Source organism: Acinetobacter ihumii, assembly GCF_900625095.1.
In the GTDB taxonomy this organism is placed as follows: Bacteria; Pseudomonadota; Gammaproteobacteria; order Pseudomonadales; family Moraxellaceae; genus Acinetobacter; species Acinetobacter ihumii.
In genome coordinates this window covers 1947592-1974564 of sequence record NZ_LR130760.1, presented here as the reverse complement: position 1 = coordinate 1974564, position 26973 = coordinate 1947592, and the positions used below count along the sequence as shown (strand labels likewise).

Sequence of the window (26973 nt, the reverse complement as noted above, 5' to 3'; positions counted from 1 at the left end):
CAAGTTCAGCTTGGGCTTCTTTTTGCCTACACCATCTCGTTTTCAGTCTGATCTGACCCAAATAAAGAGCGACGGGCTTCTTTAGGAATGCGTGGACATTGACTGGAAATTTGGTACAGCATATTGGCTAATGCTGGAAGATGTGTACCAATCACTGATTTTCCGGTGGTCAAAAAGGACACACTAATATCACGTTCAGGATCTGCCCAACATAAAATATTCGAGAATCCAATATGACCAAATGCCTGTCCTGTGTTTGGTCCAAATAAACCCACAGGATTGCTGCCGAGCATTGGTCCTAGCGCATAACGCATCGGAGCAAGCAGGGTGCGATCAAGCGTGGTTGCCGAAGTGGGTAGGGTCGAGCGAAACACAGTACGACTGGTCATGATTTGTTTACCTTGATATCGCCCACCACTCAAGAGCATCTCAAAAAAACGTCCAGCTTGTTCAGCACTGGTATAAATATTCCCTGCGGGGCAGATGGTGTCCATAAATCGGTTGTCGTTGGTCACATCAACCGCGAGTTGTAAGCCACCTCCCAGCACATGATTTAAATAATGATCGGTTCCCAAGCGTGGATGCAGGCCTGTTGGATAATTCATGGCAACCTGATCACGATAATTGGGTGCTAAACCATAATTAAAATAGGGCATATCCATCGGTTTTTCGATGGTTTGGTGTAGAAATTGGCGCAAGTCCTGACCAGTGACACGTTCGATCAGTTCACCCAAAATATAACCTGCGGTCACGGCATGATAAGCCAGCCGTGAGCCAGAGGCAGAAACAGGTTTAGACGTATACAAACGCTTTAAAATTTCATCTTTATCAAACAATAATTCGGGAGTGACTTCACCTTCAATTTTAGGAATTCCACCTCGATGTGACAACAAATGAAAGATTGTGGTGCGTCGTTTGCCATGCGTAGCATATTCAGGAATATAATAACTAATTGGGTCAAGCAGGTTAATAACGCCTTGTTCATCCAGCATATGAATCAGCATCGCAGTGACCATTTTAGAGGCTGAAAATAAACAAATAGGCGTATCTGGTGTACCCACTTGGGCATTGGGCTGTAAGCCCTGTGTCGAATTTCCACAACGATACCCCAGACTACGATTCAGCAAAATTTTACCTTTACGCCGCAGACAAAAAGTGATGAGTGGGTAATTGCCTGTTTTATAAGTAGTTTCGACACTGTGCCAGATTTTTTGCAATTGTTGCTGGGTCATGCCGCCTTGTTCAGCTTCGACTTCATCCTGACGACGCATCACTGAATTTAAATCCTTGGGCACAAAGCAAGTATTGGTTGATAATAATTTCACGGTTTCCATTCACTATTTTTTTTATTTACATCAGAGAGTTTGCATAATTTATAGGCAGTTGTCAGTGTCCAAAATGACAGCACCATTTATAAAAAAATGTCAGATAAAAAGGTCTAAATGTTGAGCAAATCCATTTAAGAATTGTCAATATCGTCTGAATCCTTTAAAATAGCGGACTGCTGTAGTGATGCACGGCAGTCAGTGGGCTTAAGTTATTGCTATAAGTCGCCTGATTCGTATCAATTCACTTTATTTAAGCATCTCGGAGAAATCGAATGGCTTTAACAAACGCAGATCGCGCAGAGATCATCGCTAAATTTGCTCGTGCTGAAAACGACACTGGTTCACCAGAAGTACAAGTTGCGCTTTTAAGTGCTCAAATCAATGATTTGCAAGGTCACTTTAAAGAGCACAAACACGACCACCATAGCCGTCGCGGTCTTATCCGTATGGTTAACCAACGTCGTAAATTACTTGATTACTTAAATGGTAAAGACCACGGTCGTTATTTAAGTCTAATCAACGAATTAGGCTTACGTCGTTAATTCGATTTATGCTTTCTTTTCGGTATTGTATATGACAGTGTGTTTCCATGCTGAAAACTGTACTGAAAAAAGAGTATCGCTTAGTGCGGGGCATTAAGTGAATCTGGAAGGGGCGAATGTTCGCTCCTTCTTTGTGTTTATACGCTAGTGAGGTCGGCTTCTAAGCTTTGTCATTGATCATTGCTGAAAATCCTGTGATTGCAATGGTTTGAATGCCAAACCTTAGGGGTCTCCACTAGACTGACTCGTCAAATAGAACTAGGAAAATATAATACATGTCAATGTTTAATGTGATTCGTAAAGAATTTCAATATGGTCAACATCAAGTCGTTTTAGAAACGGGTCGTGTGGCTCGTCAAGCCAATACTGTCCTCATTACTATGGGCGGTGTGACTGTTCTGGTTGCAGTGGTTGCACAACCTACTGCCAAAGCAGGGCAAGACTTTTTCCCACTCACCGTGAACTATCAAGAAAAGCAATATGCAGCAGGTCGTATTCCTGGTGGTTATGGTAAACGTGAAGGTCGTGCATCAGAAGCAGAAACCCTCATTTCGCGTTTGATTGACCGTCCGATTCGTCCTTTGTTCCCAGAAGGTTATTACAACGAGATTCAAGTCACTGCAACGGTCGTTTCTTCTGATAAAACCATGGAAGCTGACATCGCTGCAATGTTGGGAACTTCGGCTGCATTAGCAATTGCTGGTACCCCGTTCCGTGGTCCAATTGGTAGTGCGCGTGTTGGTTTAATTAATGGTGAATATGTTCTTAACCCGAACTTAGAGCAATTGGCTCAATCAGATCTTGACCTTGTGGTTGCAGGTACAGAGTCTGCGGTACTTATGGTTGAATCTGAAGCAAAAGAGCTTTCAGAAGACCAAATGTTGGGTGCGGTGCTTTTCGGTCATGACGAAATGCAAATTGCCATCCAAGCGATTAAAGAATTTGCTGCGGCTGCGGGTGCAACAGAGTCAACTTGGACTGCGCCAGCGAAAAATGAAGAACTTCGTGCCAAACTAAAAGAAACTTTTGAAGCGAAGATTTCTGAAGCATATACCATTGCAGTGAAGCATGAGCGTTATGCTGCACTTGATGCTTTACAAGCTGAAGCAGTTGCACAGTTTGTTCCTGAAAATGATGAAACTGGTATTGCAGACGACTTGAACGAATTGTTTGAAGATCTGAAATACCGTACGGTACGTGACAATATTTTGTCAGGTAAACCACGTATTGATGGCCGTGATACCAAAACCGTTCGTGCACTTGATGTACAAGTCGGTGTATTAGAGCGTGCGCATGGTTCAGCACTGTTTACACGTGGTGAAACTCAGGCGTTGGTCACCACCACTTTGGGTAATACCCGTGATGCCCTCATGGTGGATACGCTTGCAGGGACTAAAACTGACAACTTTATGTTGCACTACAATTTCCCTGCTTACTCAGTGGGTGAAACAGGTCGTGAATCAGGGCCAAAACGTCGCGAAATTGGTCATGGTCGTTTGGCACGTCGTGGTGTACAGGCCGTATTGCCAGCAGCAGATCGCTTCCCGTATGTGATCCGTATTGTATCTGACATTACTGAATCAAATGGTTCATCTTCAATGGCTTCGGTTTGTGGTGCTTCATTATCTCTTATGGATGCTGGTGTTCCACTTAAAGCACCTGTTGCGGGTATCGCAATGGGTCTAGTCAAAGAAGATGAGCGTTTTGCTGTACTTTCAGACATCTTGGGTGATGAAGATCACTTGGGCGACATGGACTTTAAAGTAGCAGGTTCTGCCAATGGTATTACTGCGCTACAAATGGACATCAAGATCGAAGGGATTACCGAAGAGATCATGGAAGTTGCATTGAATCAGGCTTATGCAGGTCGTATGCATATTCTGAATGAAATGAACAAAGTGATTTCTCGTGCCCGTCCAGAAATTTCAATGTTCGCGCCAACATTTGAAGTCATTACCATCAATCCAGACAAGATCCGTGATGTGATTGGTAAAGGTGGTGCGACCATCCGTCAAATTACAGAAGAAACCAAAGCGGCAATTGATATCGAAGACAACGGTACGGTACGCGTGTTTGGTGAATCTAAAGCGGCTGCACGTGCTGCGATTGCCAAGATTCAAGCACTGACTGCTGAAGTTGAGCCGGGTAAAATCTATGACGGTAAAGTGATTCGTATCGTTGAATTCGGTGCGTTTGTCAACATTATGCCGGGTACAGATGGCTTGCTTCATATCTCTCAAATTTCAAATGAGCGCGTTGCTAACGTGACTGACGTATTGAAAGAAGGTCAGGAAGTCAAAGTTCAAGTCGCGGATGTCGACAATCGTGGTCGTATTAAATTGACCATGAAAGACATTGCACAAGCTTAAATAAGGTTTTGTAAAGTATAAAAAAATCCGCCTCGGCGGATTTTTTTATTGAAGAATAATCGACTATTGATCTGCTTGTTTCAGCATTTTATAGAGCTCATCTTTGAGTTTTAATTTTTGGCGTTTTAAATCCTCAATTTCGTCTAAACCACTGGTGACAGGGTTTTGCTCTAAACGAATAATTTCATGGTCTAGTGCATTGTGTTCTTCAAAGACTTTAGAAAAATGAGCATCCTCTTGTTTTAACTGACTAATGAGACTACGGTACTCTGGAAACATATACTCACCTTTTATGACATGTTTAAAGTTATCTTGATATCATCAGTATGCTTGAAACGACGACTAATCGGGTTGTAAAAGCATGATCTGAGCATACATGATTAATCCTTAAAAATAGTATGCCTTTATGTTAAAATATGCCAGTTATGTTTGGTCAAGCGATTTTATAGCGGGGTTTAGGCTCATCATCAAATTAAAAAGTTCCGAATTGTTTTATAAGATTGAGAAAAATCCTGTTCATGTGCATATTGTTGTCGTCTAAATTACCAGCCGATTAAGTTTTTATTTGATTATTTATGCTAAAAATACCATGAGAAATGAAGAGATGGTGTTATGCAGATTTACTATTTTTATCAGCACACGACAGAACAGTATATTTTTTTAAGTCATGAACCTCAATCTGAGCATCCATTGGTGTTTCAGTGGGTCGACAGTGTGCGCGAAGATGTGGTGAATCATGCAGATCAGTGGCAAAAACAAATTAAACAAGTCACGGGTTTAAGCATTAATGAATTTCATATTCGTGATATTTTAAATATCGAACATCCGTGTGATTTTGACACCATGGAAGACTACGATGTTCTAATTTTTAGAAAAATTATTACTCCAGACGATCATATTGAAAATAATAACTCTAATGGTGAACAGCATGAAAGCTTGTTTGGATTAGCCACCACCCCGATCAGTTTTATCGTGAGTCAGCATATTTTGGTGAGCGTTCGCGAACATGGCAACAAAGCCATTGATAACTACGTGCAACGTTTTCAAAATATCTTACAGCGCAGTATGCAAGAACAAAATAAACCCCGAAAACTGCCCATGAGTCCCATTGATCTGGCTTTAAGATTGCTCAACACCATTATTGATGGGTATCTGGCACTACGAACACCGCTTACTCGTCGGGTTGAACACTGGCAACGAGAGTTGTTACAAGGTCGGAAGCGTTTTAATCAGTGGCCGCAACTGTTTCAGGAAAATATGGCATTTCAGCAAGTCGAAAACTTATGTGAGGAGCAGATTGAAACCTTACAAGAATTGCGTGATGAATTGGTCGAAAACTATCATCATTTGATGGGAGAGCAAGCCACCGAATCCCCCGATTTATTGTTGGTCAGAATGAATGATTTGGTCAGCCATTTAGAACGCACCCAAAAACATACCTCACGCTTACGCATGGCGATTCAATCCGCGATTGATTTACACTTTAACGCGATTGCCAATCAAACCAATGAGAACATGCGGATTTTGGCGATTATCACAGCTGTATTTGCGCCCTTAACTTTACTTACTGGCGTTTACGGGATGAATTTTGAATTTATTCCCGGTTTAAAATCTCCTCTGGGTTTCTGGATGATGCTGGCTGTCATGCTGCTGTGTACAGTGTTATTACTGTATTATTTTTACCGACAACATCTGGTAGGGCGTGGTGAAAAGAGTGTAATTGAAATGCTGGCGCAGCAAAAACGTCAGCATAATGTGAATTTATTTTGGTTTTTGGATTATGAGCCTTTAAAGCAAACGCTTAAAGAGGTAGAAAAGATGACTAAACTGAAATAAAACCTCATGGCTGTTCAGCTTCACATTTAAATTTTACTCGGTTAGACTAGAGCCACAGGAGATGGCATTCCTCCTGCAACAAACCGCCAACTAATGGCTAATGATGCCTACGTACCCTAATTTTAAAAACAGGGGGCGTAGGTGTACGTGCTCTGTTGAATAAAAATGATTTTTGGAGCATGTGCGATGTATTATTCCCTTCTTTCTATTGCTTTAGGTTCTATATTCGGTGCATGGTCACGTTGGTTTTTGGGCCTAAAATTTAATGCGACTTTTGAAAATGTTCCACTTGGGACATTACTGGCCAATCTGATTGGCGGTTTTATCATTGGTTTCGCGATTGCATTTTTTGCCAATACCAATCTCAGTCCAAACTATAAATTATTTATCATTACGGGCTTTTGTGGCGCACTCACCACATTTTCGACATTTTCGGCAGAAGTGGTCGGCCTATTACAACAGCAAAAATTTTCAGTCGCGATTTTTCTGATTTGTATTCATTTGTTGGGTTCGCTCATCTGTACCATTTTAGGTCTATTGTCTTATCAATGGATTGCACAGCATTAAATACAGGTATTCAATCCATAAAAGAAAATTCGCGATAATGAAGTTATCGCGAATATGAAAGTTAGGATTGACTTGAGCGGAGTTGCCGACGTAATAGTTGTACTTCATCAATTAGATCCAGCATGACTGCGACCGCAGAAAGACTGGCATCAAAATCGCGTTGTAAACGATAAGCACGTCTGGCACGAATGAGATCGATACCCGAAAAAAGTGGCTGCTGTGACTGACCTGAGCTGGATATAATATCGTATTCAATCAGTTGCAAAATCCATTCTGGGCTTTGACCACTGACTTGTGCAAAATGAGTCAAATCAAAGGTACATTGTTCATCAATAATTTCTGCTTCGTTCAATCCGTTACAGACGATTTCACGATAATGAATAGAGGGCATCATTCAGCTCCTTATGAACGCGGTGTAAAGGATGAGAAGGCTTGAGCAAAGCTTTCATAGGCCTGTTGTTGTTGTTCGGTCGTTGCTGGAGGCAAGACGATATTCAAGACCAGATACAAATTGCCCGGCGTTTTATTGGGAATGCCTTTATCTTTTAGGCGTAGTTGTTGACCTGTTTTGGCATTTTTCGGCAAAGTCACACCTAGTGTTCCAGCAGGTGTTGTGACTTCTACCTTTTGCCCAAGTGCCGCCTCCCAAGGTGCAACATCAATTGTTGCATAGACATCTACACCATCAACGCGCAATCGATCGGTGTCTTTATACTGAATTTCAATATAAAGATCGCCATTTTCACCGCCATTAATGCCACTTTGACCTTGACCACTTAAACGGATTTGCTGACCTTCCTTCATACCTTTTGGAATTTTTACCTGCAAGGTTTTGCGTTGAACTTCAGGCTCGCCATAAGCATTGACTGTTGGAATTTGCAGCGTGATATTTTGAGTACTGCCATGATAGGCAATCTCGACATCCACTTCGATGCTGGCATGTTGGTCTTCACCACGATAGCTTCGATTTTGACGTTGATAGTGATAATCACCACCCCCAAAACCTGAACCAAAACGACCAAATAGATCTTCAAAGCCTTGAAAATCAGACGTATTACCTTGACGGTAAAATTGTGCGCCATCAAAACCACCAGATGCACCCTGACTCCCTTGACCAAATCCAGCAAAGCCTTGAGGATGATCTAGCATTTGATCATATTCCGCTTTTTTTTCAGGATTGCTTAAAGTGTCATAGGCGACATTAATGGCTTGCATTTTTGCTTCTGAGTCAGCTTCTTTACTGACATCAGGATGATATTTGCGCGCAAGTTTACGGTAGCTTTTTTTAATTTCATCTGGAGTTGCATTGCGTGAAACCCCAAGTTCTTCATAATAGTTTTTTGCCATATAAGCTCTTTTAAAATTGGGTGTTATTTATTCTTTTATTATGGTGGTGAAACAAGTGATTACAAGATGGTTCGCATGACAATATGTTGATTTTTAGAAAATGCCAGCGATAAAAAAAGCCTCCAAAGCGAGGGCATTGGAGGCTTTAATCTGGCTTTTAAAGGCAAGTATTTAACTTAAATGCTCACCAAATAAACCCAAGGCTTGCTCTGCGGTAAATACATATTGCGTGTTACAGAACTGACAATCCATTCGAATTGGGTCTTGCTCAATCAGTGTTTCACGAACAGCGTCCACCCCAATTTGTTTTAGGGCGTCTTCACAACGTTCTCTGGAACACGTACAGCCAAACTTAAGCTGTTCAATTTCAGGTAAACGAACTTGCTCTTCATTGTATAAACGATACAAAATTTCATTGGCTGAAAGTTCAGTTAACTCATCCGTTTTAAGCGTTTCGGTGAGCATGGTTAAACGCGGCCAGATGTCTTCATCAATCAGTTGTTGCTCTTCTTCATTGTTGCGTGGAAGCAATTGAATCAGTAAGCCACCCGAACGCTTAGCCGTCGTCGCTAATACAATACGTGTTGGAATCTGTGCAGACAAATCATAGTATTGCATCAAACACCCTGCCAATGTTGGTTGATCAAGCGGCACAATACCCTGATAGCGATCACCAAATTCAGGTTCAATATTAATAAATAAAATTGGATTTTGCAGATGACTCAATACAACACTGCTATCTGTTCCCTGCATAAAGTGTGGATCTTGTTCATAGTCTGCCAAGGCACGAACTTCACCCAAATGATTACATTCCGCCATCGCCCATTTTAAAGTGCCAGACGCCTGAATCTGTAAGCTAATACGGCCTTTAATTTTTAGGGTACTGGCCAATAATGCCGTCGCACTCAGCATTTCCCCCAACAGTGCTTTAACCGCAGGCATATAATCGCGTTGCGCTAAAATAGTTTGCAGGGCTTCTTCAAGATGAACCACTTCTCCACGAACAGGGCAGTCCTCGATATAAAAGCGTTGGCGTAGATCAGACATATTTTTCTCCATAACCCTGTCTTAATGGTGTCTTTATTGTAAAACACAAGTCAATCACGATCATCCTGTGTCACATTAATACGATGATTTTGTGTATCGTTTTCTAAACCACGTTGTAAATTGACACCCGAACTCATGGGCTGATTTCTTTCATCACTTTCAAATAAATGTTCAAGTTCCGCTAGCATATTGCGATGCGTTTCTACAATTTTTTGTTCATCGGTATAAATGCTTTGCTGGCGTGTCAGCAAGTTTTCATCATAATCACGAAAGGTTTCGATATTGTCATAGGCTTGCTGTGCAGAAACGCCCAGATCACATAGCACTCGATAAGCCATACCCAGTGATGATAAATAGGTTTCACGCCAGATATATTCGATGCCCAGATCACGCAGCAAATGTACATGATGGCGATCTCGGGCGCGTACAAACAGTTTCAGTTCGGGATAATTCAGGCGAATATGTCGCGCGACATTCATATTATCCTCCACATCATCGATCGCCAAAACAAAAATTTTGGCTTTTTCAATGCCTGCGGCACGTAAGATGTCTGGCTGTGTGACATCGCCATAATACAAGGTTCCGCCGTAGCGTCTAACGAAATCAATGCGTTGCATATTATTGTCAATCGCCGTAAAGCTAAAATGATGCAATCGTGCAATTCGCGCAATAATCTGTCCAAAACGACCAAACCCTGCAATGATAATTGGATGATCATTCGCTGGAATATCATCATACTCAGGTGCTTTATCTTTAAAAATAAGGGGAGCAATTTTGGATGCGATCAGCCAATATAAAACAGGCGTTAGCATCATCGATAAGGTCACAATCAAGGTTAATGGTTCAAGCAAAGCCTGAGAAAGTAACTTTTCACTCTTGGCGGCACTCAGCACCACAAACGCAAATTCACCGCCTTGCGCCAGACAGGTTCCCATCAGCAGGCTATTTTTCCAACTGAATTGATTAAATCGTGCAATTCCCATTAAAACCATGAGTTTGATCAGCATCAGACTGATCGCACCACCTATGATGAGCCACGGCATATCGACAAAAAGCGAAATCTGGGTGGTCATCCCCACGGTCATAAAAAATAAACCGAGCAGTAAGCCCTTAAACGGCGCGATACTGGCTTCAAGCTCATGCCGAAATTCAGAATCAGCCAGTAATACACCTGTTAAAAAAGCGCCCAGTGTGGTGCTAATACCAAGCAAATCCATCAGTAACACCACGGCCAACACAATAAATAAACCGACTGCGGTAATGAGTTCTTTGGCACCACTGTTGGCCACGAAACGGAAAAAGTAACGCAACACATAACGGCTAAATAAAAACAAACCTGTAAAGGTCGCAATAATTGCAGCGAAATAAGCAATACCATGATGTGTGGTCTGGCTACCTGCCAAAAGTGGAATCATGGCTAATAATGGAATAGCGGCAATATCCTGAAATAACAGAATAGAAAAAGAAGATTGCCCATAGGTGGTGTTGAGTTGTTGTTTTTCACTGAGTAACTGTAATACAAAAGCAGTTGAAGACAGCGCCAGCGCAAAACCAATAATAAAACTACTGGCTAGATTTTGCTTAAACAGCATGACAATGATCGCCATCAAGACCACACCTGTGATCACCACTTGCAAACTGCCCATGACAAAAATCGAATGTCGCAGTTCCCACAATCGTTGTGGGCGTAGTTCCAGACCGATAATAAACATCAGCAAAATCACGCCAAAATCGGCCAGATGCATAATGGCATTGGCATCACTGGCGATATTTAAAACGCTAGGCCCGAGTAAGATTCCTGTAAACAGATAACCCAAGACGGTCGCGATCCCAAAGCGTTTACCCAATGGCACCAAGAGTAAAGCTGCGCCTAAAAAAATGGTAATTTGCAGTAATAACGACATGTATGGCCCTAATCGTTGAGATGCTGATTGGTTTTTTTCAGCAGTAGATTTGTTTCATCACTTTTTAGCCCTTTTTTATTTTTCTGTATAAGGGAGAAATAAAAAGGACTTCACCAATAACTTTAGTATAAGCATCATTTTAAAGATGGCAGAGCTAAGATCATGAGCGTTTTAGTTAAATTCTTGTGGATCAACATCAATCGATAGACGTAGTTGATGCTGTTTGGGTAAATGCACCACTTGCGCCCACCATTGCCGTAAAAAGAAATGCATCCGTGCGCGATCTGGCGACAAGATCACCATATGTGCGCGATAACGTCCTGCTTTGCGTTCCATCGGCGCAGGGATTGGCCCCCAAATCTCAATAATATCTTGTGCAAGCGCTTGTAGCTGTGCAGCAATGTCCGCTAAAAATTGTTGGCTATAGTCACGATTTTTAGAATCTGCACGAATCAATACCGCATAACGATAAGGGGGCAATAACGCAGTTTTGCGCTCATGTAGCATATGCTTGGCAACAGCACGATAATCCTTTTCGATCAAGGTTGTAAGCATCGGATGATCGGGTCTTAAGGTTTGTAAATACACTTCACCCTTATGTTCACCGCGACCTGCACGACCAGATACCTGTACAATCAATTGTGCTGTGCGTTCAGGCGCACGGACATCAACCGAGAGTAAACCTGCATCGATATCTAAAATTGCAACTAGAGTGACATAAGGAAAATGATGACCTTTGGCCAGCATTTGTGTACCCAGTAAGATCACGGGCTTATTTTGTTGAATTCGATCATAAATTTTTTGCCAGCTTCCCACTCGACTGGTACTGTCACGATCGACCCGAATCACATCATGATCTGGAAATAATTCATTCAGATGTTCTTCGACCTTAGCCGTTCCCATGCCCAGCGTTTTTAACGTGGTATGCTGACATTCAGGGCATTGATCAGGTACGCGTTGAATCGTTCCGCAGTGATGACAGTGCAGATAGGCGTAAGGTTGAGTATGCAGGGTAAAATGCGCATCACAATGCGGACAATTGGCTTGCCAGCCACAGCTTTCACAGACCAAGACAGGCGCATAGCCACGCCGATTCAGAAAAATCAGAACCTGTTCTTTTTTATCCAGTGTCTTTTGAATATGTTCAATCAGTTGTTGGCTTAAACCATGCTTTTTCTTGGCAACTTTTAAATCGATCACATGCATTTTGGGCATCAGTGCCACTCCTGCACGTTGATTCAACTGGAGTAGTTTTAATTTTTCTTGCTCGACCAGATGATAACTGTCAATGCTCGGTGTGGCAGAGCCTAAAATCACTGGGCAATGTGCCAGATGTCCCCGATATAGCGCAACATCGCGCGCATGATAACGAAAGCCTTCCTGCTGTTTATAGGAAATATCGTGTTCTTCATCCAGAATGATCAAGCCAAGATTGTGCAAAGGCGTATAAATGGCAGAGCGCGTGCCTAAAATAATCGAGGCTTTGCCCATTTTGGCTTGTTGCCATGCTTGCAGACGTTTCGAGTCATTTAAGCCAGAATGCATCAACGCAACATCACAATGAAAGCGGGATTTAAATCGGGAAATGGTTTGTGGCGTGAGTCCAATTTCAGGCACTAACACCAGTACTTGTTTGCCTTGTTTCAACACCTCATGCATGATGTGTAAATACACTTCGGTTTTACCGCTGCCTGTTAGGCCATCCAGTAAAAATGCCTGATAATGATTGAGCGAATGCAACACTTGTTCAATGGCCTTTTTCTGGTCTTCATTGGGCTTTAAAGGCATTTGTGCCAATTGGACTGGTGTTGGACGAAAGTCTTGCGCTTCCAACTGGCATTCCACCAGTTCTTTTTTTGCCAAAGCGCGTAAAGTCGCGGTTTCGACACCACTTAAATTTAAAATATTTTCGGTGGTTCCAGCAGGGTGTAGCTTTAAAATTTGGTAGGCTTCAAACTGTTTTTGTGAGCGTTTGAGTTTAGATTCGGCATCTTCACACGGCTTAATTTTCCAGATATGTGCCAAGATATCCAGTGGTTTGCCTTGTCGCAATAAACTAGGCAAAGCGGCTTGCATCACTTCACCGATGGGGAACTGATAATACTGCGCTGACCATGTCAATAAAGTTAAAACTTGATCATCTAAAATGGCTTCATCATCGAGAAGCTCAACAATTGCTTTGAGCTGAAAACGTGGATCGAGTGGAACATCTGGCGTGATTTTTTCAGTAATCATCCCGATCAGTTTTTGTCGACCAAAAGGAACGGCCACCCGTGCGCCAACTTGAGCTTGTTGATACTGTGCCGCAGTTAAGCTGTAGTCAAATGTGTCATACAGATAAACCGGCACCGCGACCCGAACGCGGTAAATCTCTGTTTGAGGTGGCGGCATGTTTGGCATAAATCTGTTTCGTCACTATTTTTTAAGATGATTCGTTTTCGGATGATAGGGGCTGTGCTAAAGTGTGCAAAGCTGTAATGCTCCGAAATATGAAGGATTCTGTAGGAAAGATGCAACAGCTAACCGATTATTTTTTGGAAAAAATTAGAAAAGATCATGCCTGCCTATCAATTTACTGCCATTGACGCTTCGGGAAAACAGCAAAAAGGGGTGCTGGAAGGGGATTCAGCACGACAAATTCGCCAGCAATTACGTGATAAAACTTGGACACCGATCGCCGTTGAACCTGTTGAGCAAAAACATAAACATCAACAACGCGCATGGTTTCAAAAAAAATTTAGTGCGTATGATCTCGCGTTGATGACCCGACAACTTTCGGTCTTGGTGGCGGCTGCGATTCCGCTTGAAGAAGCATTACGCGCGGTTGCCAAACAAAGTGAAAAAGCCCATGTGCAAAATTTATTACTCTCGGTACGTTCCAAAGTATTAGAAGGTCATTCTTTGGCACAGGCGATGCAGCAATCAGGACGCTTTCCAGATTTATACATTGCCACCATTGCCGCAGGCGAGCGTTCAGGTCATCTGGATCTAATTTTGGAGCAGCTTTCGGATTACACCGAAAACCGCTTTGCCATGCAAAAGAAAATTCAGGGCGCGATGATTTATCCCATCATTCTCATGCTGATGTCATTTGCGATCGTCATGGGGTTGATGACTTATGTCGTACCCGATATCGTCAAAACTTTTGATCAAAGCAAACAAGCATTACCGTGGATTACAGTTGCGTTGATGAAGGCCAGTGAGATCATTCGTCACGCATGGCCTTTTTTATTGCTGATCAGTGTGGTTGCGGTGATTGCGTTTATTCGGTTTTTAAAAACCACCGCAGGGCATTATGCATTTGATCGTTTAACGCTCAGACTGCCATTATTTGGTAAATTATCACGTGGTATAAACTCGGCACGGTTTGCCAGTACCTTATCTATTTTGACGCAATCGGGTGTCCCTTTAGTCGATGCCCTCAAAATTGGCGCTGCGGTGAGTAGCAACTGGGTGATTCGCGATGCAATTAATATTGCGGCTGAAAAAGTCACCGAAGGCGGCAATTTGGCAACTCAGCTTGAGCGTTGTGGTTATTTCCCACCAATGATGGTACAAATGATACGTAGTGGTGAAGCCTCTGGTGAACTAGATCGAATGTTGAAACGCGCATCCGATATGCAAGACCGTGAAGTCACGACCTTTATTTCAACCTTACTGGCTTTGCTTGAGCCGTTAATGCTAGTGTTTATGGCGGCGATTGTACTGGTGATTGTGATTGCGGTGATGCTGCCAATTGTAAATATGAATAATATGATTTAATAAGTTGTATGTTAGAGATGGATATGAATAAGCAAAAAATACAGCAGGAAAAAGTGATCGTGGATAATGCTCAAAACCCAAGCAGCGCTTTCGGTCTTGCGACATCCTGTAATTCTGAGCAAAGCTCTACATCTTGCGCTCGGACAAAGTTACACTTTGTTCATTCTCGCTCAGGCTTTACCCTCATCGAAGTGATGGTCGTGATCGTCATCTTAGGGGTTTTAGCTGCCTTAATCGTGCCAAATGTCATGGGTCGTGGTGAAAAAGCCAAAGTAGATACCACGCAAATTACCTTAAAAGGTGTAGCAGGCGCGTTAGATCAATACAAGTTGGACAATGGTCATTATCCATCTATGCAAGAGGGCGGTTTGGATGCACTGGTCAATCAACCTGCGACCGCAAAGAACTGGCTACCGGGTGGTTATGTCAAAGGGGGGTATCCAAAAGATAGCTGGGAAAATGACATTCAGTATGTGATTCCAGGTACAGAAGGTCGTGCTTATGATTTATATTCTTTTGGTGCAGATGGGCAGTCTGGCGGCGAAGGTAATGATGCCGATATTTACTATACCCCTTAACAGTGTTTGAAAAGACCAGTTTTAAAATCATCTAAAAATATAGATAATGCTTTCAAGGGAAGTATTATCTATGCAGAATAATGAACTGGGTTTGATGGGAATTTTCGGTTTACCGTATCGGATGATAGAATAAAACTTTAGAATGATAATACATCTCAGTTTTAAAAAATGATCTATTTTATTGATTTATAATTATATTATAAGGTTTTTGAGATATGAGAGTTATAATAAGAATTATTCCCATATTTAATGGTTACACGATAGATAAATTATGAATGAAAATAGACTTTTTATTTGATTAAAACCTTGCATAATGATTTATAACTGAGTCAGTTTATTGTTGGGGAGTCACATGAAAGCATTATTTTTCTTGGATGAAATAAATCAATTTCATTGGACAATGCTCAAATCTGTGCTTCTGATTTTGAGCTTACTTCCGATCAGTCAGGGAATTTTAACCATTTGGCAAATGTCAGATGCCACTAGCCAAATTATGGTGGGTTTCATTGCACTGAGTTTATTTAGCGCGATTCTGATTTTAAGCTTTTATTCAGCATTAAAAATGACTGTGTTTAAAGTTGCCATTAAAGCGCATATTTCAAAGATGGAGCAAATGCTGGTTTCGATTTACCGTTATGTTCCCATGTTGAGTCTGGCTGGCATGTTATCTTATCTGACTACGACATTTTAACTCGATGAATTGACAATAGCGAATGATTGAAACGGGGCACAATGCCTCGTTTTTTATTGTAGTTTGGTTTTAGATTTTACTCTTTTCAATTTGTTTATAATGTATGCATAATCCATATTGAAATCAATGGTAGGAATAAAGTCGATGGAATTAATCGAATGGCAGGATTTTTTAAAAGTAGAACTACGTGTCGGGCAAATTATACGTGCTGAAGTTTTTGAAAAAGCACGTCAACCTGCTTATATCCTGCATGTTGATTTTGGTGAAGAACTGGGTGTTAAGAAATCCAGTGCGCAAATTACCAAACTGTATCAACCTGAAGATTTAATCAATAAACGTGTGGTTGCTGTGGTCAATTTTCCTAAAAAACAAATTGGCCCCATCCAGTCTGAATGTTTGGTCACAGGTTTTCATAATGCAGAGGGCAACGTGGCACTGTGTGTACCTGATTTTGATGTGCCTTTGGGAACGAAATTGCTTTAATTTAATACGCTTAATAAAAAACCGAGATTGATTTGAAATCCCGGTTTTTTATAAATGATCAATAAAAATTAACGTCGTGATTTAAAACTGACATCCACGTGTTTGGGACGATATAACCATCCTAAAATTAATAGGAAGAGAGAAAAGCCTAAAATAGGCCAGTCGCTTAAACGGGTATATAAAGTTTCACCTTGAATGGCAGGTAATTCACCACGTAACACGGCTTCTTTATCAATTGGTGCTTGTTTGACGATATGCCCGTGTTGATTAATAAACGCCGTCACACCGGTGTTGGTGGCACGAATAAACCAGCGTCCATTTTCTTTGGCGCGCATTTGTACCATTTGTAAGTGTTGCATCGGCCCCGCAGTGCCAGTAAACCACGCATCGTTAGAAACGGTCACTAAAAAGTCACTGTTCTGTGCATTACGGCGGGTCAGATTAGGATACGCAATTTCATAACAAATGGCAGCAGCTAAAGGATGACCTTTAATCATTAGGGGTTTTTGATCTTTAGCTCCCTGACTAAATCCACTCATAGATGGATCATTTTGTAGCGCAGGTAAGACCCAACTGAGCAGTCCCGAAAGCGGAATATATTCACCAAAGGGCACTAAACGCTGTTTTTTATATAGTCCTGATGACTCGCTGCCCGAAGCCATAATACTATTGTAATACTGCGGCGTTCCAACTTGCTGAGAAGCCTGCATATCCCAATATGGAATTCCGGTGACCCAAGCCGAACCTGTTTTATTTGCTTGTTGTTGCATGGCATCTAAAAATGGTTCGATATCGGTTTGAAACATCGGAATTGAAGATTCAGGCCAGACGATTAAATCGCGTCCCCATTCACTGCGGGTTAAATTGGCATAAATCATCAGGGTTTTGACCTGATATTCGGTGAGCCATTTTAAGTCTTGTGGAATATTGCCTTGAATCAGGGAAACCGATAAGGGTTTGCTGGTTTTGGGCTGTACAAATTCGAGTTTTGACGCGCCCCATGCACCTAATAATAGCAAGACAGATGGAATCACCCAAAAGATGCGCCGATTGATTATTTCAACCAAAGCACAGGCCAATACGATGACCACAAAAGAAACACCGAAAATACCAAACAATGGCGCATAACCATCTAAAAAACGTTCAGTAAATGCATAACCTGCAAACAACCATGGGAAACCTGTAAACACCCATGTTTTTGCCCATTCAAACAAGATCCAGAGTGGCGCGAAGGTTAAGGGTGTTTCTGGGAAAAAACGACGGTATAGCCAAGTTTGTACTGCGGTAAATAAACCCATGACCAATGCCATAAAGGCAATCATTAGCACGCTTAAAATGGCGTTAGTATCGCCATACACATGGATGGAGGTATAGAGCCAGAAAGCTCCCACAAACCATAAGCCAAAACCATACGCCCAACCCATTGCAAAAGCTTGTTTGGCTGAACGCTTTTTAAGGGATGCATAGAGTAGTGCGGGCGACAAAATTGCCAGCCACCAATAATAATATGGAGCAAGGGCTAGACTAAAAATTGCACCTGCACAAAGTGAAATCAGCAGGGGAATGATAAAAGGCAGTTGTTTTTGTTGCTGGGATGATCCTAACAAGGTATCAAAGTATGTTCTCATTGACGAACAGCTCGAATCAAATGAATGGTACGTGCATCTGCCTCAACAATCGTAAATTGCCAATTTTCAAGTTCTATAGTCTGACCTTGTAAATCACTCACTAAACCAATTTCCTGAAGCAGTAAACCGCCCACAGTTTCAACTTCATCGTCAGAAAAGTCAGCATCTAAAACAGTGTTAAAGTGTTCAATTGGTGTAAGTGCTTGTACCAGCCATGCATTTGCTGTGGTATGTGTGTGGTCTGGCACAATATATTGTGCTTCTTCATCGGCATTGTCGTGTTCATCCTCAATCTCACCGACAATTTCTTCTAAAATATCTTCAAGTGTGACCAGACCTGAGGTCGTACCGTATTCGTCAATGACAATGGCAATATGGGTCTGCGTGTGTTTGAGCATACGCAATACCTGATCGGAACGTGCGCTTTCAGGTACAAATAAAGGTTGGCGCATCAAGGTGCGGATATCGAGTCTGGCCGTTGGTTCAGTCAAAAATGGCAACAGATCTTTTGCCAATAAAATGCCCACCACGTTATCGGGTTGGTCGGATGAAAATACGGGAAAGCGTGAATGTGCTGACTCGACCAAGACATGTAAAATGTCCAACAGTTCATCATCTTCCTGCAAGCTGATCATGGCAGTGCGGGGAGTCATGACTTCACGAATTTTTGTGGCAGGTAAATCAAGTACACCTTCAAGCATTGCCACAGTATCTGGTTCTAAGAAACGTTGTGAGTCCTGTACCAGTTTTAACAATTCATCACGTGTTTCAGGTGCAGTGCCTAACCATTTTCTTAAGCCACGCATACCCCATGATGGACCAGATTCCTCTTGCATGATCTTTCCTAAAGACTCTTGATTTACCAAAAAATGAGCTTTAATCATACCGAAGAAATATGGCTTGTGCATTACTAAAACGATTGGAAAACGTAAATGATTCAAATTGATGAGTCACAAGGCTTCGGGTTTTCTTGATAGATTGGGTTTATGTTAAACTATGGCTCAGTTTTTTGAGTCAAAGTACCTCTATGTCTGAACCTGATTTAACACCTGCAATTCAACTGAATACACGGGGCTTGCGTTGTCCTGAACCGGTGATGATGCTGCATCAGGCGATTCGTAAATCCAAATCAGGCGATGTGGTTGAAGTGTTGGCGACTGATCCATCAACATCATGGGATATTCCAAAGTTTTGTATGCATTTGGGACATGAGTTATTGGTTCAGGAAGAACATCTGAATGATGGTTTAAAGGAATATCGTTATCTGGTGCAAAAGGGTTAATGATGTCTACCTATTTCGCCGGTTTACTGCTTGGGTTCTCATTAATCTTAGCCATTGGTGCACAAAATGCCTTTGTTTTAAAGCAAGGTCTACTCAAACAGCATGTATTTTGGGTGTGCTTAATTTGTGCCATTTCTGATGCATTGTTGATTACACTTGGCGTTTTTGGCTTTGCCAGTTTACTGAGTCAGCAGTTATGGCTGATTCAAGCCATGAAATGGTTTGGTGCGATTTTCTTATTTATCTATGGCTTGCGCAGTTTTTATCATGCTTATACCGCCAAAGATGGTTTACATGCTGCGGGACAAAAAGTGAACTCTTTGGTACAGACCTTAATTTTATGTTTGAGCTTTTCGTGGCTTAATCCGCATGTGTATTTGGATACAGTGGTTTTATTGGGCTCGATCTCTTCGCAATACCAAAATAAAATTGCCTTTGCTTCAGGTGCAGTAACTGCATCTTTCGTGTTCTTTTTTGGTTTGGGCTATGGCGCGCGTTTACTTGAGCCTGTATTTGAAAATCCGAAGGCTTGGAAAGTTCTGGATATCATCATTGGTATCGTGATGTGGCTAATTGCTGGATCATTATTATTTTAAGTCCGAATTAAAAATACCCCGCAATTTTTATTGCAGGGTATTTAAATCTTTACGCAACGATCAGAAACGATGACCGCTTCGCAAAGACGAATATTACATATTAGGGTAATTCGGACCACCACCACCTTCAGGCGTCACCCACGTAATATTCTGTGATGGATCTTTAATATCACAGGTTTTACAGTGGACACAGTTGGCTGCATTGATCTGGAAGCGTTTGTTGCCTTCACCTTCATCCACAATCTCATACACACCCGCTGGACAATAACGCTGTGCAGGTTCATCCCATTTTGGCAAATTCACATTGACTGGAATGCTTGCATCGGTCAATTTCAAATGCGATGGCTGATTTTCTTCATGCACTGTATTGGAGACAAACACCGAAGACAAACGGTCAAAAGTTAACTTGCCATCTGGTTTTGGATAAGTTGGCTTAAAGGTTGCTTTATCTTGTGTTTTCAGCGCACTGTAATCTGGCTGTAAGTCATGCAACGTGAAAGGCACTTTAAAGATATTTTGATCCAGAAAGTTAAATGCACCACCAATCCATAAACCAAACTTATGCATTGCAGGGCCAAAGTTACGACTACGATGTAACTCTTCTTTCAACCAGCTATTGTCAAACTTTTGCGTGTAGGCGGTCAGTTCTTTATCAAAGAAATCTTCGCCTTCCAGCACACGGGCAATAGCAAGATCGCCCCCTTTTTCTACACCACGAGCAATCGCTTCAAATACAGCTTCACCACACAACATACCTGATTTCATGGCGGTGTGAGAACCTTTGATTTTGGCAAAGTTTAAGAAGCCAGCATCATCACCAATTAAGTTTGCTGGCGACAATAGCAAGAGTGAACCACCTGATCCCTTCCCGAACTCAGAAGTGAAACCTCTTCGCGCTGATGGTAGTGTGGCATTGGCCATGTGAGAGTAAGTCATCGCCAGCTTTTAAATACTAAGCACCTCAACTCAAATGTTGGGGTGCTTTTTTTTTGTCGATAAAAAAAGTCTCATCAATGCCAAATGACCATTTTGGCCGTCGCTTGGAGCGTACTATAGCTTTAGTCATCGGTCTGATTGGCATCGACCCAACTATTGATAAATCTTCAACTTGTTCTAATATCACCTAAGTGATTTTTTTAAATCCGATCTTTTATTAGCTAATGATGATTGTCATTTTAGCTGATGGTGCTGGTCATTTGGGGCATAGTGAATCAGCTTTAAATACATTAAGTTGTTTACTGTTTTATAGGATTGATTCAAAGCAAAATGTCCAAACAGAATTTAAAGATTATGTTGTTTCATGGATTGATGGCGCGTGAACATATGCAACGTCATTGGCTACATTATCTAGCGGAATTAGGTTATCCAGATGTACAACTGTTGGGGCATTTACAGTCAGCTGAACAAATCGCGAAACAAATTTGTTTGAATCAAACTCAAAATCAAAAGTTGGTTTTACTTGGATATAGCCAAGGTGGATTTCAAGCAGTTAAAGTCGCTCAAGCACTTGAGCATGTAAGACATCCTGTTGATTTATTACTCACGATAGCAGCAGGCGGTAAAGGGCGTTTATTACCCAAACAATGGCGATACAATCCACGTCAGATTCCTGAGAATGTGCGAAAAAGTTTAAATTTCTTTTCATTGAGTGATACGCTTGGCTCAGATCGCTGTTATCAAGATAATTTCATTCAAGCTTCACATCATGATCAATTGATTGAAAATATTATTTTTGATCAAAGTGCACAAGTGGGACATATCGAATTAAGTCGTTGTTACCCAAAACAGCGTATTCACCATCTGGTTAAACAACACCTCATTTTTCGTATTGAGCACGAATTATTAAAACTTGAGCAGTGTGCATCAGTTTAATGTGCTGAAAAGAACATTGGGTATAAATGGATGCTGATTTACTTTTTAGTTTAAAAAATAATCAAATTAATTGTTATCTCCTTGTTTCTTCGATTCTTATAATTCTGAAAAGTGAATGAAATTCATGTTAAAATGATCGGCTTTCATCTTTGATGTCACCCTCCATTTCAGCAAGCCGAGAATCGCAAGCTATGTCTACCGCTTATACCATGCAGACTGCGCCAAAAGCGTTGTTTGATTACGACAAATATTGGGCGTCGTGTTTTGAACCTGCGCCATTTTTGCCGATGTCACGTGAAGAAATGGATCAGCTCGGTTGGGATGCGTGTGACTTTATTTTGGTCTGTGGTGACGCCTATATTGATCACCCGTCCTTTGTTTCAGGGATTATCGGTCGTGTACTCGAAGCACAAGGCTATCGCGTTGGAATTATTGCACAGCCTGATTGGACCAATGTGGACAGTTTTCGGGTATTGGGCAAACCGACCATTGCTTGGGGAGTGACCGCGGGTAATATGGATTCGATGATCAACCGTTATACGGCTGATCGTAAAATTCGTTCGGATGATGCTTATTCTCCAAATAATGAAGCCAACAAACGTCCTGATCGTGCTGCAACCGTGTATTGTCAGCGTTGTCGTGAAGCATTTCCAGATGTGCCTGTCTTATTGGGTGGAATTGAAGCAAGTCTACGTCGTATTGCTCACTATGATTATTGGTCTGATAAGGTCCGCCGCTCTGTATTGATGGATTCCAAGGCGGATTTGTTGATGTATGGCAACGGTGAGCGCGCCATTATTGAAGTCATGCATCGTTTAGCCAAAGGCGAAAAAATACACGAGATCACGGATGTCCGTGGTACGGCATTTATTGTAAATAAGCATAATAAAGCCTCTAAAGCACAATTTGTCGAAATCGCCAGTAATGATGTCGATAGTATTGGCCGTGTCGATCCAATTATTAATCCTTATGTCATGACAGAGGATATTGATGGTTGCGAAGTTGAAAAAGAAAAAGGTAATTCTTTAGCGCAATATCAAAATTTTCAAAAAGAAATCGTCACCAATCCGATTGTACGTGAAGGTGATCAACTGGATGAAAACACCCAGATTGTGCAGCTCAAACTTGCACCATCAAAAGCGATTAAACATAAATTACCGCCGCGCGAATTAGCAGTGATTCGTTTGCCGTCTTTTGAAGAAGTGGTCAATGATCAGGTGTTGTATGCGCATGCGAATCGTATTTTGCATCTGGAAACCAATCCGGGTAATGCACGTGCATTGGTGCAACGTCATGGTGAGCGTGATGTCTGGATTAATCCACCTCCAATTCCGTTGACCACTGAAGAAATGGATTATGTGTTTGATCTGCCTTATGCACGATTGCCGCATCCTGCTTATGGCGATGCCCGTTTTCCTGCATTTGATATGATCAAGTTTTCAGTCAATATCATGCGTGGTTGTTTTGGTGGTTGTACGTTCTGTTCAATCACTGAGCATGAAGGACGTATTATTCAAAACCGTTCAGAAGATTCAATTTTGCGAGAAATTGAAAAAATTCGTGATACTGCACCACAATTTACAGGCATTATTTCTGATTTGGGTGGACCAACTGCCAATATGTATCGCTTGGCTTGTAAAGATCCAGAAATTGAAAAGAACTGTCGTAAACCTTCGTGTGTTTATCCGGGTGTTTGCCAAAATCTGCATACTGACCATACACCATTGGTACAGCTTTACCGTAAGGCGCGTGCCATTAAAGGCGTTAAAAAGATTTTGATTGGGTCTGGGTTACGTTATGACCTTGCAGTACTGAATCCTGAATATGTTAAGGAATTGGTACAACATCATGTCGGCGGCTATTTAAAAATTGCACCTGAACATACCGAGCAAGGTCCGCTCTCTAAAATGATGAAGCCGGGAATAGGCACTTATGATCGTTTTAAACAAATGTTTGAGCGTTTTAGTAAGGAAGTGGGTAAAGAACAATATTTGATTCCTTATTTTATCGCGGCGCATCCGGGTACAACGGATTATGATATGATGAATCTGGCCGTTTGGTTGAAGAAAAACGGTTTCCGTGCCGATCAGGTACAAACCTTTTATCCATCGCCAATGGCAACTGCCACCACCATGTATTATTCGGGCAAAAATCCACTGTCTAAAGTGGCACGTTACACTGAAAATGTGGATATCGTCAAAGGTGAAAAACGTCGTCGTTTACATAAAGCGTTCTTACGTTATCATGATCCCAATAACTGGCCTTTATTACGTGAAGCCTTGAAGGAAATGGGACGTGCCGATTTGATTGGTAACTCTAAACAGCATTTGATTCCTACTTATCAGCCCCAAGGTACGGCTGAAGGGGAATACAAATCTGCACGTAAGAAAAATTCGAGCAGTGCAGGGGATTCCGTTAAGCGTCATGTGCAATCGCATCAACAGTCAAATCATCAGCCGAAACGTCCAGAAAAAGGTCAAATCTTGACCCAGCATACGGGATTGCCCCCGCGTGAAACAGGTCAAAAGAAACCATTTGATTCAACCAAGTCTAAAGGTAAATCAAAAAATCGATCTCGTGCTTAAATGAGAGAATTCAAAAATCAGAGCACTTCTTTATTAAGGGGTGCTTTTTTTATTTGGATGAATGAAAAAATGGATTGAAAACCAGATCATTTTTAAAAACTGAAACGCATCTAAATTTGAATGAAGATATACAAAATATTACGCATTTAGTTGAATGGCTAAATATGAAATAAAAATACAAGAAATTTATAAACTTGCATAAGCATTTTTGCACAATCAATCACTCACAATCCGATATGTAGCACTTGCATGTTGTGATCAATGAATTATCATGACATTAACCATGGAATGGTGTTCTAGGCTTTGGTCTAACTTGATGAAAGGACAAAAACTTTTAATTTAGATTGAATGAAAGCCTGCAAAATGAAAAATAAGCAGGTGAATGAGAACAAATCGGTTTGAAACCGAACATAAAAAATATTAAAGGATTGATTCAGATGTATTACTTTCTAGCAATTGGCATATTATTGCTGATTTCACTGATGGCCTATAAAGGTCTAAAACGTGAGCAACTTTCTGACAGTGCTCTAAAACGTCGTGCTGTCATGAATGGTCAAGAACAGCTATTTTTTTCACGTTTAAAACAGACCTTTCCACAGTTTACGCTATTAACACGTGTTTCTTTTGATGCCTTGCTAACAACCAAGTATTCAAGGACACGTCACAAATATCAATCCATGGTTGCAGATTTTGTGGTATTGGATCACAACTATCAGGTGTTTGCCATTGTTGGCTTTTCAGACTTAAACCATGCCAGACGTATTCAAGCGGATCATTATCAGGATCGGTTACTTGAGCTGGCAGGGTATCGTGTCTTTCGCTATGACTATGTACCTGAGTTGGCAGATTTACAAATGCAATTTGGCAATGACACGCCAGCAGCTGTACCTGCATCGTCATTTCAGGCATTGCCTTTACAGACACGCGGTTTAAAACTGGATACTGTGACTAATTTTAAGGTTTAACTGCCACAACAGTCATTTCGACTAATACATCTGGACGATACATTTTAGCTTCAACACAGGTACGAGGCAGTGCCTGTATATTGGCACACCATGCATCCCAGACTTCATTCATACCTGCATAGTCATTTTCGATGTCTTTTAGAAAGATCATGACAGACAGAATATGACTTTTATCTGTACCTGCATCTGCCAGAAAACGATCAATCAAATCGAGGGTTTGTTGGGTTTGACCTTGAATATCTAAAGTCAAATCTTCAGCAAGTTGACCCGCCAGATGCACCAGGTTACCAGAAATGGCGATTTCAGAAAAACGTTTGGTGATATGTAAACGTTGAATTTGCATAGTTTCTATCCAATTAGTTTTCATTGAAATTTTAAGGGATTAAGAAAAAGTAACCAACTATAAGAAAAATCAGAATATAAATTATCTCAGTACAGCAAAAAAGTTTAAAAGTACAATATTTCTAATTAGGATATTACCAGAAAGAAATCTATTTACAAATTGAAAAGCAATAATTTCCAGTTTAATATGCTTGCTATTTTAATTGGAAAGTAAAATTAAGGGATTAATTTTGGAAAGAAAAACTTTTATTTTTTTCATATTATTTATGGTTAGTGCAGTAGTTCACGCATCTAGTTCAGAAAACCAAGAATATATGATGTTTTTGAAAAAATACGAGGATTTGTCTAATCAAGTAAATATTGAAGGTTTAGAAATGTATGCGGACGATGCCAAAATTCATTCAAGGGAAATTACATCTGATGGCATAGAGCGAACAACATCAATGTCTGGAAAGAAGCTGAAAGAATTGAACATGGAAAATCTTGAAATTATTAAGAGACTTCCTTCTCAAATTAGTTTCACAAATATCAAAATCAAAAAAAATAAAAATACAGCAAAGCTAACTGCCTCAAAATATAGCACGAGGAATTGCTTTACTGATAATGAATATTATATGGTCATCACAAAAAAAGCAGATAACAAACTTTATATCACTGAAGAAAATATGACGATACCTTCAGAAAATCAATGTAAAAAGGGAATCAAAGATGATTTAGCCCTACAGTTGGCTTTAAATGTAAGTATGATGAAGAAGAATTTGCCTAAACAAGTTGATCAAGAAACTGTTTTAGAAGATATGCTAGCAAAAGATAAGGAATTAACCATAGTTTTTCGATTGATTCATTTTACTCCTCATGATTTCCCATCTGAAATGATTGAAATTAATATTGTTCCAGAAATTATAAAGAATGTTTGTAAGGAAAATAAAATGAAAGAATTATTAGAGAAAGATGGCACAATTAAGCTCAAATATTATTTTTCTGATCAGACTTTAGCAACAGAAATTAAGATGGATAAGCATGAGTGTCGTATTTAAATGGGTTACCTAGATAGAGCCTACGTGTTGCCCTGTAATATTCGGATTTTTTCGTCACGCTCACCACAGGACAGCATGCTAAAAATAGAGGTAAGGTTTTAGCATAACCGCAGATACATGGGTAAATGCATTTGCGTGGCTAGATTACTCTAAAATAAAACAGAAGTGAAATGTAAAACGCTTGGTTTTTTCGCCATTCGTATAAAAAAACG

The 26973-nt window shown here is 40.9% G+C and carries 24 protein-coding genes, 1 rRNA gene, 1 pseudogene and 1 riboswitch; of the genes and pseudogenes, 15 read left to right on the top strand and 11 right to left on the bottom strand.

What is annotated here, in order from left to right; translation table 11 throughout:
• Positions 1-26: 26 nt before the first annotated feature.
• On the bottom strand, positions 27-1325 hold the full coding sequence (locus E0D95_RS09350) for a serine hydrolase domain-containing protein (protein ID WP_130803604.1): 1299 nt from the start codon (positions 1323-1325) through the stop codon (positions 27-29).
• A gap of 275 nt (positions 1326-1600) precedes the next feature.
• Between E0D95_RS09350 and rpsO the strand changes: the two genes are divergently transcribed.
• Together rpsO and pnp are read left to right on the top strand one after the other, a co-directional pair.
• Positions 1601-1870 (top strand): 30S ribosomal protein S15, encoded by a 270-nt coding sequence (rpsO, locus tag E0D95_RS09345; RefSeq protein WP_130803603.1) that lies wholly within the window; start codon positions 1601-1603, stop codon positions 1868-1870.
• Positions 1871-2151: 281 nt separating this feature from the next.
• Entirely contained in the window at positions 2152-4239 is a 2088-nt protein-coding gene (gene pnp / locus E0D95_RS09340) for a polyribonucleotide nucleotidyltransferase (RefSeq protein ID WP_171478583.1), read from the top strand.
• A gap of 63 nt (positions 4240-4302) precedes the next feature.
• On the opposite strand, the gene E0D95_RS09335 is transcribed toward pnp, so the two are convergent.
• Positions 4303-4518 (bottom strand): HP1242/YdcH family protein, encoded by a 216-nt coding sequence (locus E0D95_RS09335; protein ID WP_130803601.1) that lies wholly within the window; start codon positions 4516-4518, stop codon positions 4303-4305.
• A 333-nt stretch (positions 4519-4851) separates the two neighbouring features.
• Here E0D95_RS09335 and E0D95_RS09330 point away from each other — a divergent pair, with 333 nt between their 5' ends.
• Together E0D95_RS09330 and crcB are read left to right on the top strand one after the other, a co-directional pair.
• Positions 4852-6075, top strand: a complete 1224-nt coding sequence (locus E0D95_RS09330) for a magnesium transporter CorA family protein (RefSeq protein WP_130803600.1) — start codon at positions 4852-4854, stop codon at positions 6073-6075.
• A 48-nt stretch (positions 6076-6123) separates the two neighbouring features.
• A riboswitch (Fluoride riboswitch) is annotated at positions 6124-6192 on the top strand.
• A gap of 69 nt (positions 6193-6261) precedes the next feature.
• Positions 6262-6642, top strand: coding sequence for a fluoride efflux transporter CrcB (crcB, locus tag E0D95_RS09325; protein WP_130803599.1), 381 nt, complete (start codon positions 6262-6264; stop codon positions 6640-6642).
• Between the two features lie 61 nt (positions 6643-6703).
• Here the strand turns inward: crcB and E0D95_RS09320 are convergent, their stop codons facing one another.
• From E0D95_RS09320 to E0D95_RS09300, 5 genes are all read right to left on the bottom strand, one after another.
• On the bottom strand, positions 6704-7033 hold the full coding sequence (locus tag E0D95_RS09320; RefSeq protein WP_130803598.1) for a chaperone modulator CbpM: 330 nt from the start codon (positions 7031-7033) through the stop codon (positions 6704-6706).
• Between the two features lie 11 nt (positions 7034-7044).
• The gene (locus E0D95_RS09315; protein WP_130803597.1) at positions 7045-7989 is read right to left on the bottom strand and encodes a DnaJ C-terminal domain-containing protein; all 945 of its coding nucleotides are present in this window, start codon (positions 7987-7989) and stop codon (positions 7045-7047) included.
• Between the two features lie 171 nt (positions 7990-8160).
• Positions 8161-9036: an Hsp33 family molecular chaperone HslO gene (locus tag E0D95_RS09310; RefSeq protein ID WP_130803596.1), complete on the bottom strand. Its 876-nt coding sequence runs from the start codon at positions 9034-9036 to the stop codon at positions 8161-8163.
• A 50-nt stretch (positions 9037-9086) separates the two neighbouring features.
• On the bottom strand, positions 9087-10940 hold the full coding sequence (locus E0D95_RS09305; RefSeq protein WP_130803595.1) for a monovalent cation:proton antiporter-2 (CPA2) family protein: 1854 nt from the start codon (positions 10938-10940) through the stop codon (positions 9087-9089).
• A gap of 171 nt (positions 10941-11111) precedes the next feature.
• Entirely contained in the window at positions 11112-13340 is a 2229-nt protein-coding gene (locus tag E0D95_RS09300; protein WP_130803594.1) for a primosomal protein N', read from the bottom strand.
• A 156-nt stretch (positions 13341-13496) separates the two neighbouring features.
• Here E0D95_RS09300 and gspF point away from each other — a divergent pair, with 156 nt between their 5' ends.
• The 4 genes from gspF (at position 13497) to E0D95_RS09280 (ending at position 16454) form a co-directional block, all read left to right on the top strand.
• Positions 13497-14702: a type II secretion system inner membrane protein GspF gene (gspF, locus tag E0D95_RS09295; RefSeq protein ID WP_130803593.1), complete on the top strand. Its 1206-nt coding sequence runs from the start codon at positions 13497-13499 to the stop codon at positions 14700-14702.
• 8 nt (positions 14703-14710) lie between these two features.
• Positions 14711-15280: a type II secretion system major pseudopilin GspG gene (gspG, locus tag E0D95_RS09290; RefSeq protein ID WP_130803592.1), complete on the top strand. Its 570-nt coding sequence runs from the start codon at positions 14711-14713 to the stop codon at positions 15278-15280.
• A gap of 352 nt (positions 15281-15632) precedes the next feature.
• Positions 15633-15971: a hypothetical protein gene (locus E0D95_RS09285; RefSeq protein WP_130803591.1), complete on the top strand. Its 339-nt coding sequence runs from the start codon at positions 15633-15635 to the stop codon at positions 15969-15971.
• A 144-nt stretch (positions 15972-16115) separates the two neighbouring features.
• The gene (locus E0D95_RS09280; protein WP_130803590.1) at positions 16116-16454 is read left to right on the top strand and encodes a tRNA-binding protein; all 339 of its coding nucleotides are present in this window, start codon (positions 16116-16118) and stop codon (positions 16452-16454) included.
• 68 nt (positions 16455-16522) lie between these two features.
• Here the strand turns inward: E0D95_RS09280 and lnt are convergent, their stop codons facing one another.
• Positions 16523-18082: an apolipoprotein N-acyltransferase gene (lnt, locus tag E0D95_RS09275; RefSeq protein ID WP_130803589.1), complete on the bottom strand. Its 1560-nt coding sequence runs from the start codon at positions 18080-18082 to the stop codon at positions 16523-16525.
• Positions 18079-18918 (bottom strand): CorC family transporter, encoded by an 840-nt coding sequence (locus tag E0D95_RS09270; protein WP_130803588.1) that lies wholly within the window; start codon positions 18916-18918, stop codon positions 18079-18081. Before E0D95_RS09270 ends, lnt begins: the two co-directional genes overlap by 4 nt.
• Positions 18919-19109: 191 nt before the next feature.
• Between E0D95_RS09270 and tusA the strand changes: the two genes are divergently transcribed.
• Both tusA and E0D95_RS09260 read left to right on the top strand, forming a co-directional pair.
• Positions 19110-19364, top strand: coding sequence for a sulfurtransferase TusA (gene tusA / locus E0D95_RS09265; protein WP_130803587.1), 255 nt, complete (start codon positions 19110-19112; stop codon positions 19362-19364).
• Positions 19365-19366: 2 nt separating this feature from the next.
• On the top strand, positions 19367-19960 hold the full coding sequence (locus tag E0D95_RS09260; RefSeq protein ID WP_130803586.1) for a LysE/ArgO family amino acid transporter: 594 nt from the start codon (positions 19367-19369) through the stop codon (positions 19958-19960).
• Positions 19961-20053: 93 nt separating this feature from the next.
• Here the strand turns inward: E0D95_RS09260 and E0D95_RS09255 are convergent.
• Positions 20054-20785: pseudogene (locus E0D95_RS09255) on the bottom strand (electron transfer flavoprotein-ubiquinone oxidoreductase); the annotation flags it as partial.
• 4 nt (positions 20786-20789) lie between these two features.
• Between E0D95_RS09255 and rrf the strand changes: the two are divergent.
• From rrf to E0D95_RS09235, 4 genes are all read left to right on the top strand, one after another.
• A 5S ribosomal RNA gene (gene rrf / locus E0D95_RS09250) occupies positions 20790-20904 on the top strand.
• 322 nt (positions 20905-21226) lie between these two features.
• On the top strand, positions 21227-21832 hold the full coding sequence (locus E0D95_RS09245; protein WP_130803585.1) for a lipase family protein: 606 nt from the start codon (positions 21227-21229) through the stop codon (positions 21830-21832).
• 191 nt (positions 21833-22023) lie between these two features.
• Positions 22024-24417: a YgiQ family radical SAM protein gene (locus E0D95_RS09240; protein WP_130803584.1), complete on the top strand. Its 2394-nt coding sequence runs from the start codon at positions 22024-22026 to the stop codon at positions 24415-24417.
• Positions 24418-24854: 437 nt separating this feature from the next.
• Positions 24855-25382, top strand: coding sequence for a DUF2726 domain-containing protein (locus E0D95_RS09235; protein ID WP_130803583.1), 528 nt, complete (start codon positions 24855-24857; stop codon positions 25380-25382).
• Here E0D95_RS09235 and E0D95_RS09230 read toward each other — a convergent pair.
• Complete coding sequence (locus E0D95_RS09230) at positions 25372-25725, bottom strand: RidA family protein (protein ID WP_130803582.1); 354 nt, start codon at positions 25723-25725, stop codon at positions 25372-25374. The genes E0D95_RS09235 and E0D95_RS09230 overlap by 11 nt on opposite strands.
• Positions 25726-25954: 229 nt before the next feature.
• Between E0D95_RS09230 and E0D95_RS09225 the strand changes: the two genes are divergently transcribed.
• Positions 25955-26761 carry a hypothetical protein gene (locus E0D95_RS09225; protein ID WP_228258844.1) on the top strand — a complete coding sequence of 269 codons (807 nt, stop codon included), beginning with the start codon at positions 25955-25957 and terminating at the stop codon, positions 26759-26761.
• The last annotated feature ends 212 nt before the right edge of the window (positions 26762-26973 follow it).

What these genes read in the sequence shown, in the direction of transcription:
- rpsO (WP_130803603.1), top strand. Translation starts at nt 1,601, where the DNA reads ATGGCTTTAACAAACGCAGATCGCGCAGAGATCATCGCTAAATTTGCT.
- pnp (WP_171478583.1), top strand. Translation starts at nt 2,152, where the DNA reads ATGTTTAATGTGATTCGTAAAGAATTTCAATATGGTCAACATCAAGTC.
- E0D95_RS09335 (WP_130803601.1), bottom strand. Translation starts at nt 4,518, where the DNA reads ATGTTTCCAGAGTACCGTAGTCTCATTAGTCAGTTAAAACAAGAGGAT.
- E0D95_RS09330 (WP_130803600.1), top strand. Translation starts at nt 4,852, where the DNA reads ATGCAGATTTACTATTTTTATCAGCACACGACAGAACAGTATATTTTT.
- crcB (WP_130803599.1), top strand. Translation starts at nt 6,262, where the DNA reads ATGTATTATTCCCTTCTTTCTATTGCTTTAGGTTCTATATTCGGTGCA.
- E0D95_RS09320 (WP_130803598.1), bottom strand. Translation starts at nt 7,033, where the DNA reads ATGCCCTCTATTCATTATCGTGAAATCGTCTGTAACGGATTGAACGAA.
- E0D95_RS09315 (WP_130803597.1), bottom strand. Translation starts at nt 7,989, where the DNA reads ATGGCAAAAAACTATTATGAAGAACTTGGGGTTTCACGCAATGCAACT.
- E0D95_RS09310 (WP_130803596.1), bottom strand. Translation starts at nt 9,036, where the DNA reads ATGTCTGATCTACGCCAACGCTTTTATATCGAGGACTGCCCTGTTCGT.
- E0D95_RS09305 (WP_130803595.1), bottom strand. Translation starts at nt 10,940, where the DNA reads ATGTCGTTATTACTGCAAATTACCATTTTTTTAGGCGCAGCTTTACTC.
- E0D95_RS09300 (WP_130803594.1), bottom strand. Translation starts at nt 13,340, where the DNA reads ATGCCAAACATGCCGCCACCTCAAACAGAGATTTACCGCGTTCGGGTC.
- gspF (WP_130803593.1), top strand. Translation starts at nt 13,497, where the DNA reads ATGCCTGCCTATCAATTTACTGCCATTGACGCTTCGGGAAAACAGCAA.
- gspG (WP_130803592.1), top strand. Translation starts at nt 14,711, where the DNA reads ATGTTAGAGATGGATATGAATAAGCAAAAAATACAGCAGGAAAAAGTG.
- E0D95_RS09285 (WP_130803591.1), top strand. Translation starts at nt 15,633, where the DNA reads ATGAAAGCATTATTTTTCTTGGATGAAATAAATCAATTTCATTGGACA.
- E0D95_RS09280 (WP_130803590.1), top strand. Translation starts at nt 16,116, where the DNA reads ATGGAATTAATCGAATGGCAGGATTTTTTAAAAGTAGAACTACGTGTC.
- lnt (WP_130803589.1), bottom strand. Translation starts at nt 18,082, where the DNA reads ATGAGAACATACTTTGATACCTTGTTAGGATCATCCCAGCAACAAAAA.
- E0D95_RS09270 (WP_130803588.1), bottom strand. Translation starts at nt 18,918, where the DNA reads ATGCAAGAGGAATCTGGTCCATCATGGGGTATGCGTGGCTTAAGAAAA.
- tusA (WP_130803587.1), top strand. Translation starts at nt 19,110, where the DNA reads ATGTCTGAACCTGATTTAACACCTGCAATTCAACTGAATACACGGGGC.
- E0D95_RS09260 (WP_130803586.1), top strand. Translation starts at nt 19,367, where the DNA reads ATGTCTACCTATTTCGCCGGTTTACTGCTTGGGTTCTCATTAATCTTA.
- E0D95_RS09245 (WP_130803585.1), top strand. Translation starts at nt 21,227, where the DNA reads ATGTCCAAACAGAATTTAAAGATTATGTTGTTTCATGGATTGATGGCG.
- E0D95_RS09240 (WP_130803584.1), top strand. Translation starts at nt 22,024, where the DNA reads ATGTCTACCGCTTATACCATGCAGACTGCGCCAAAAGCGTTGTTTGAT.
- E0D95_RS09235 (WP_130803583.1), top strand. Translation starts at nt 24,855, where the DNA reads ATGTATTACTTTCTAGCAATTGGCATATTATTGCTGATTTCACTGATG.
- E0D95_RS09230 (WP_130803582.1), bottom strand. Translation starts at nt 25,725, where the DNA reads ATGCAAATTCAACGTTTACATATCACCAAACGTTTTTCTGAAATCGCC.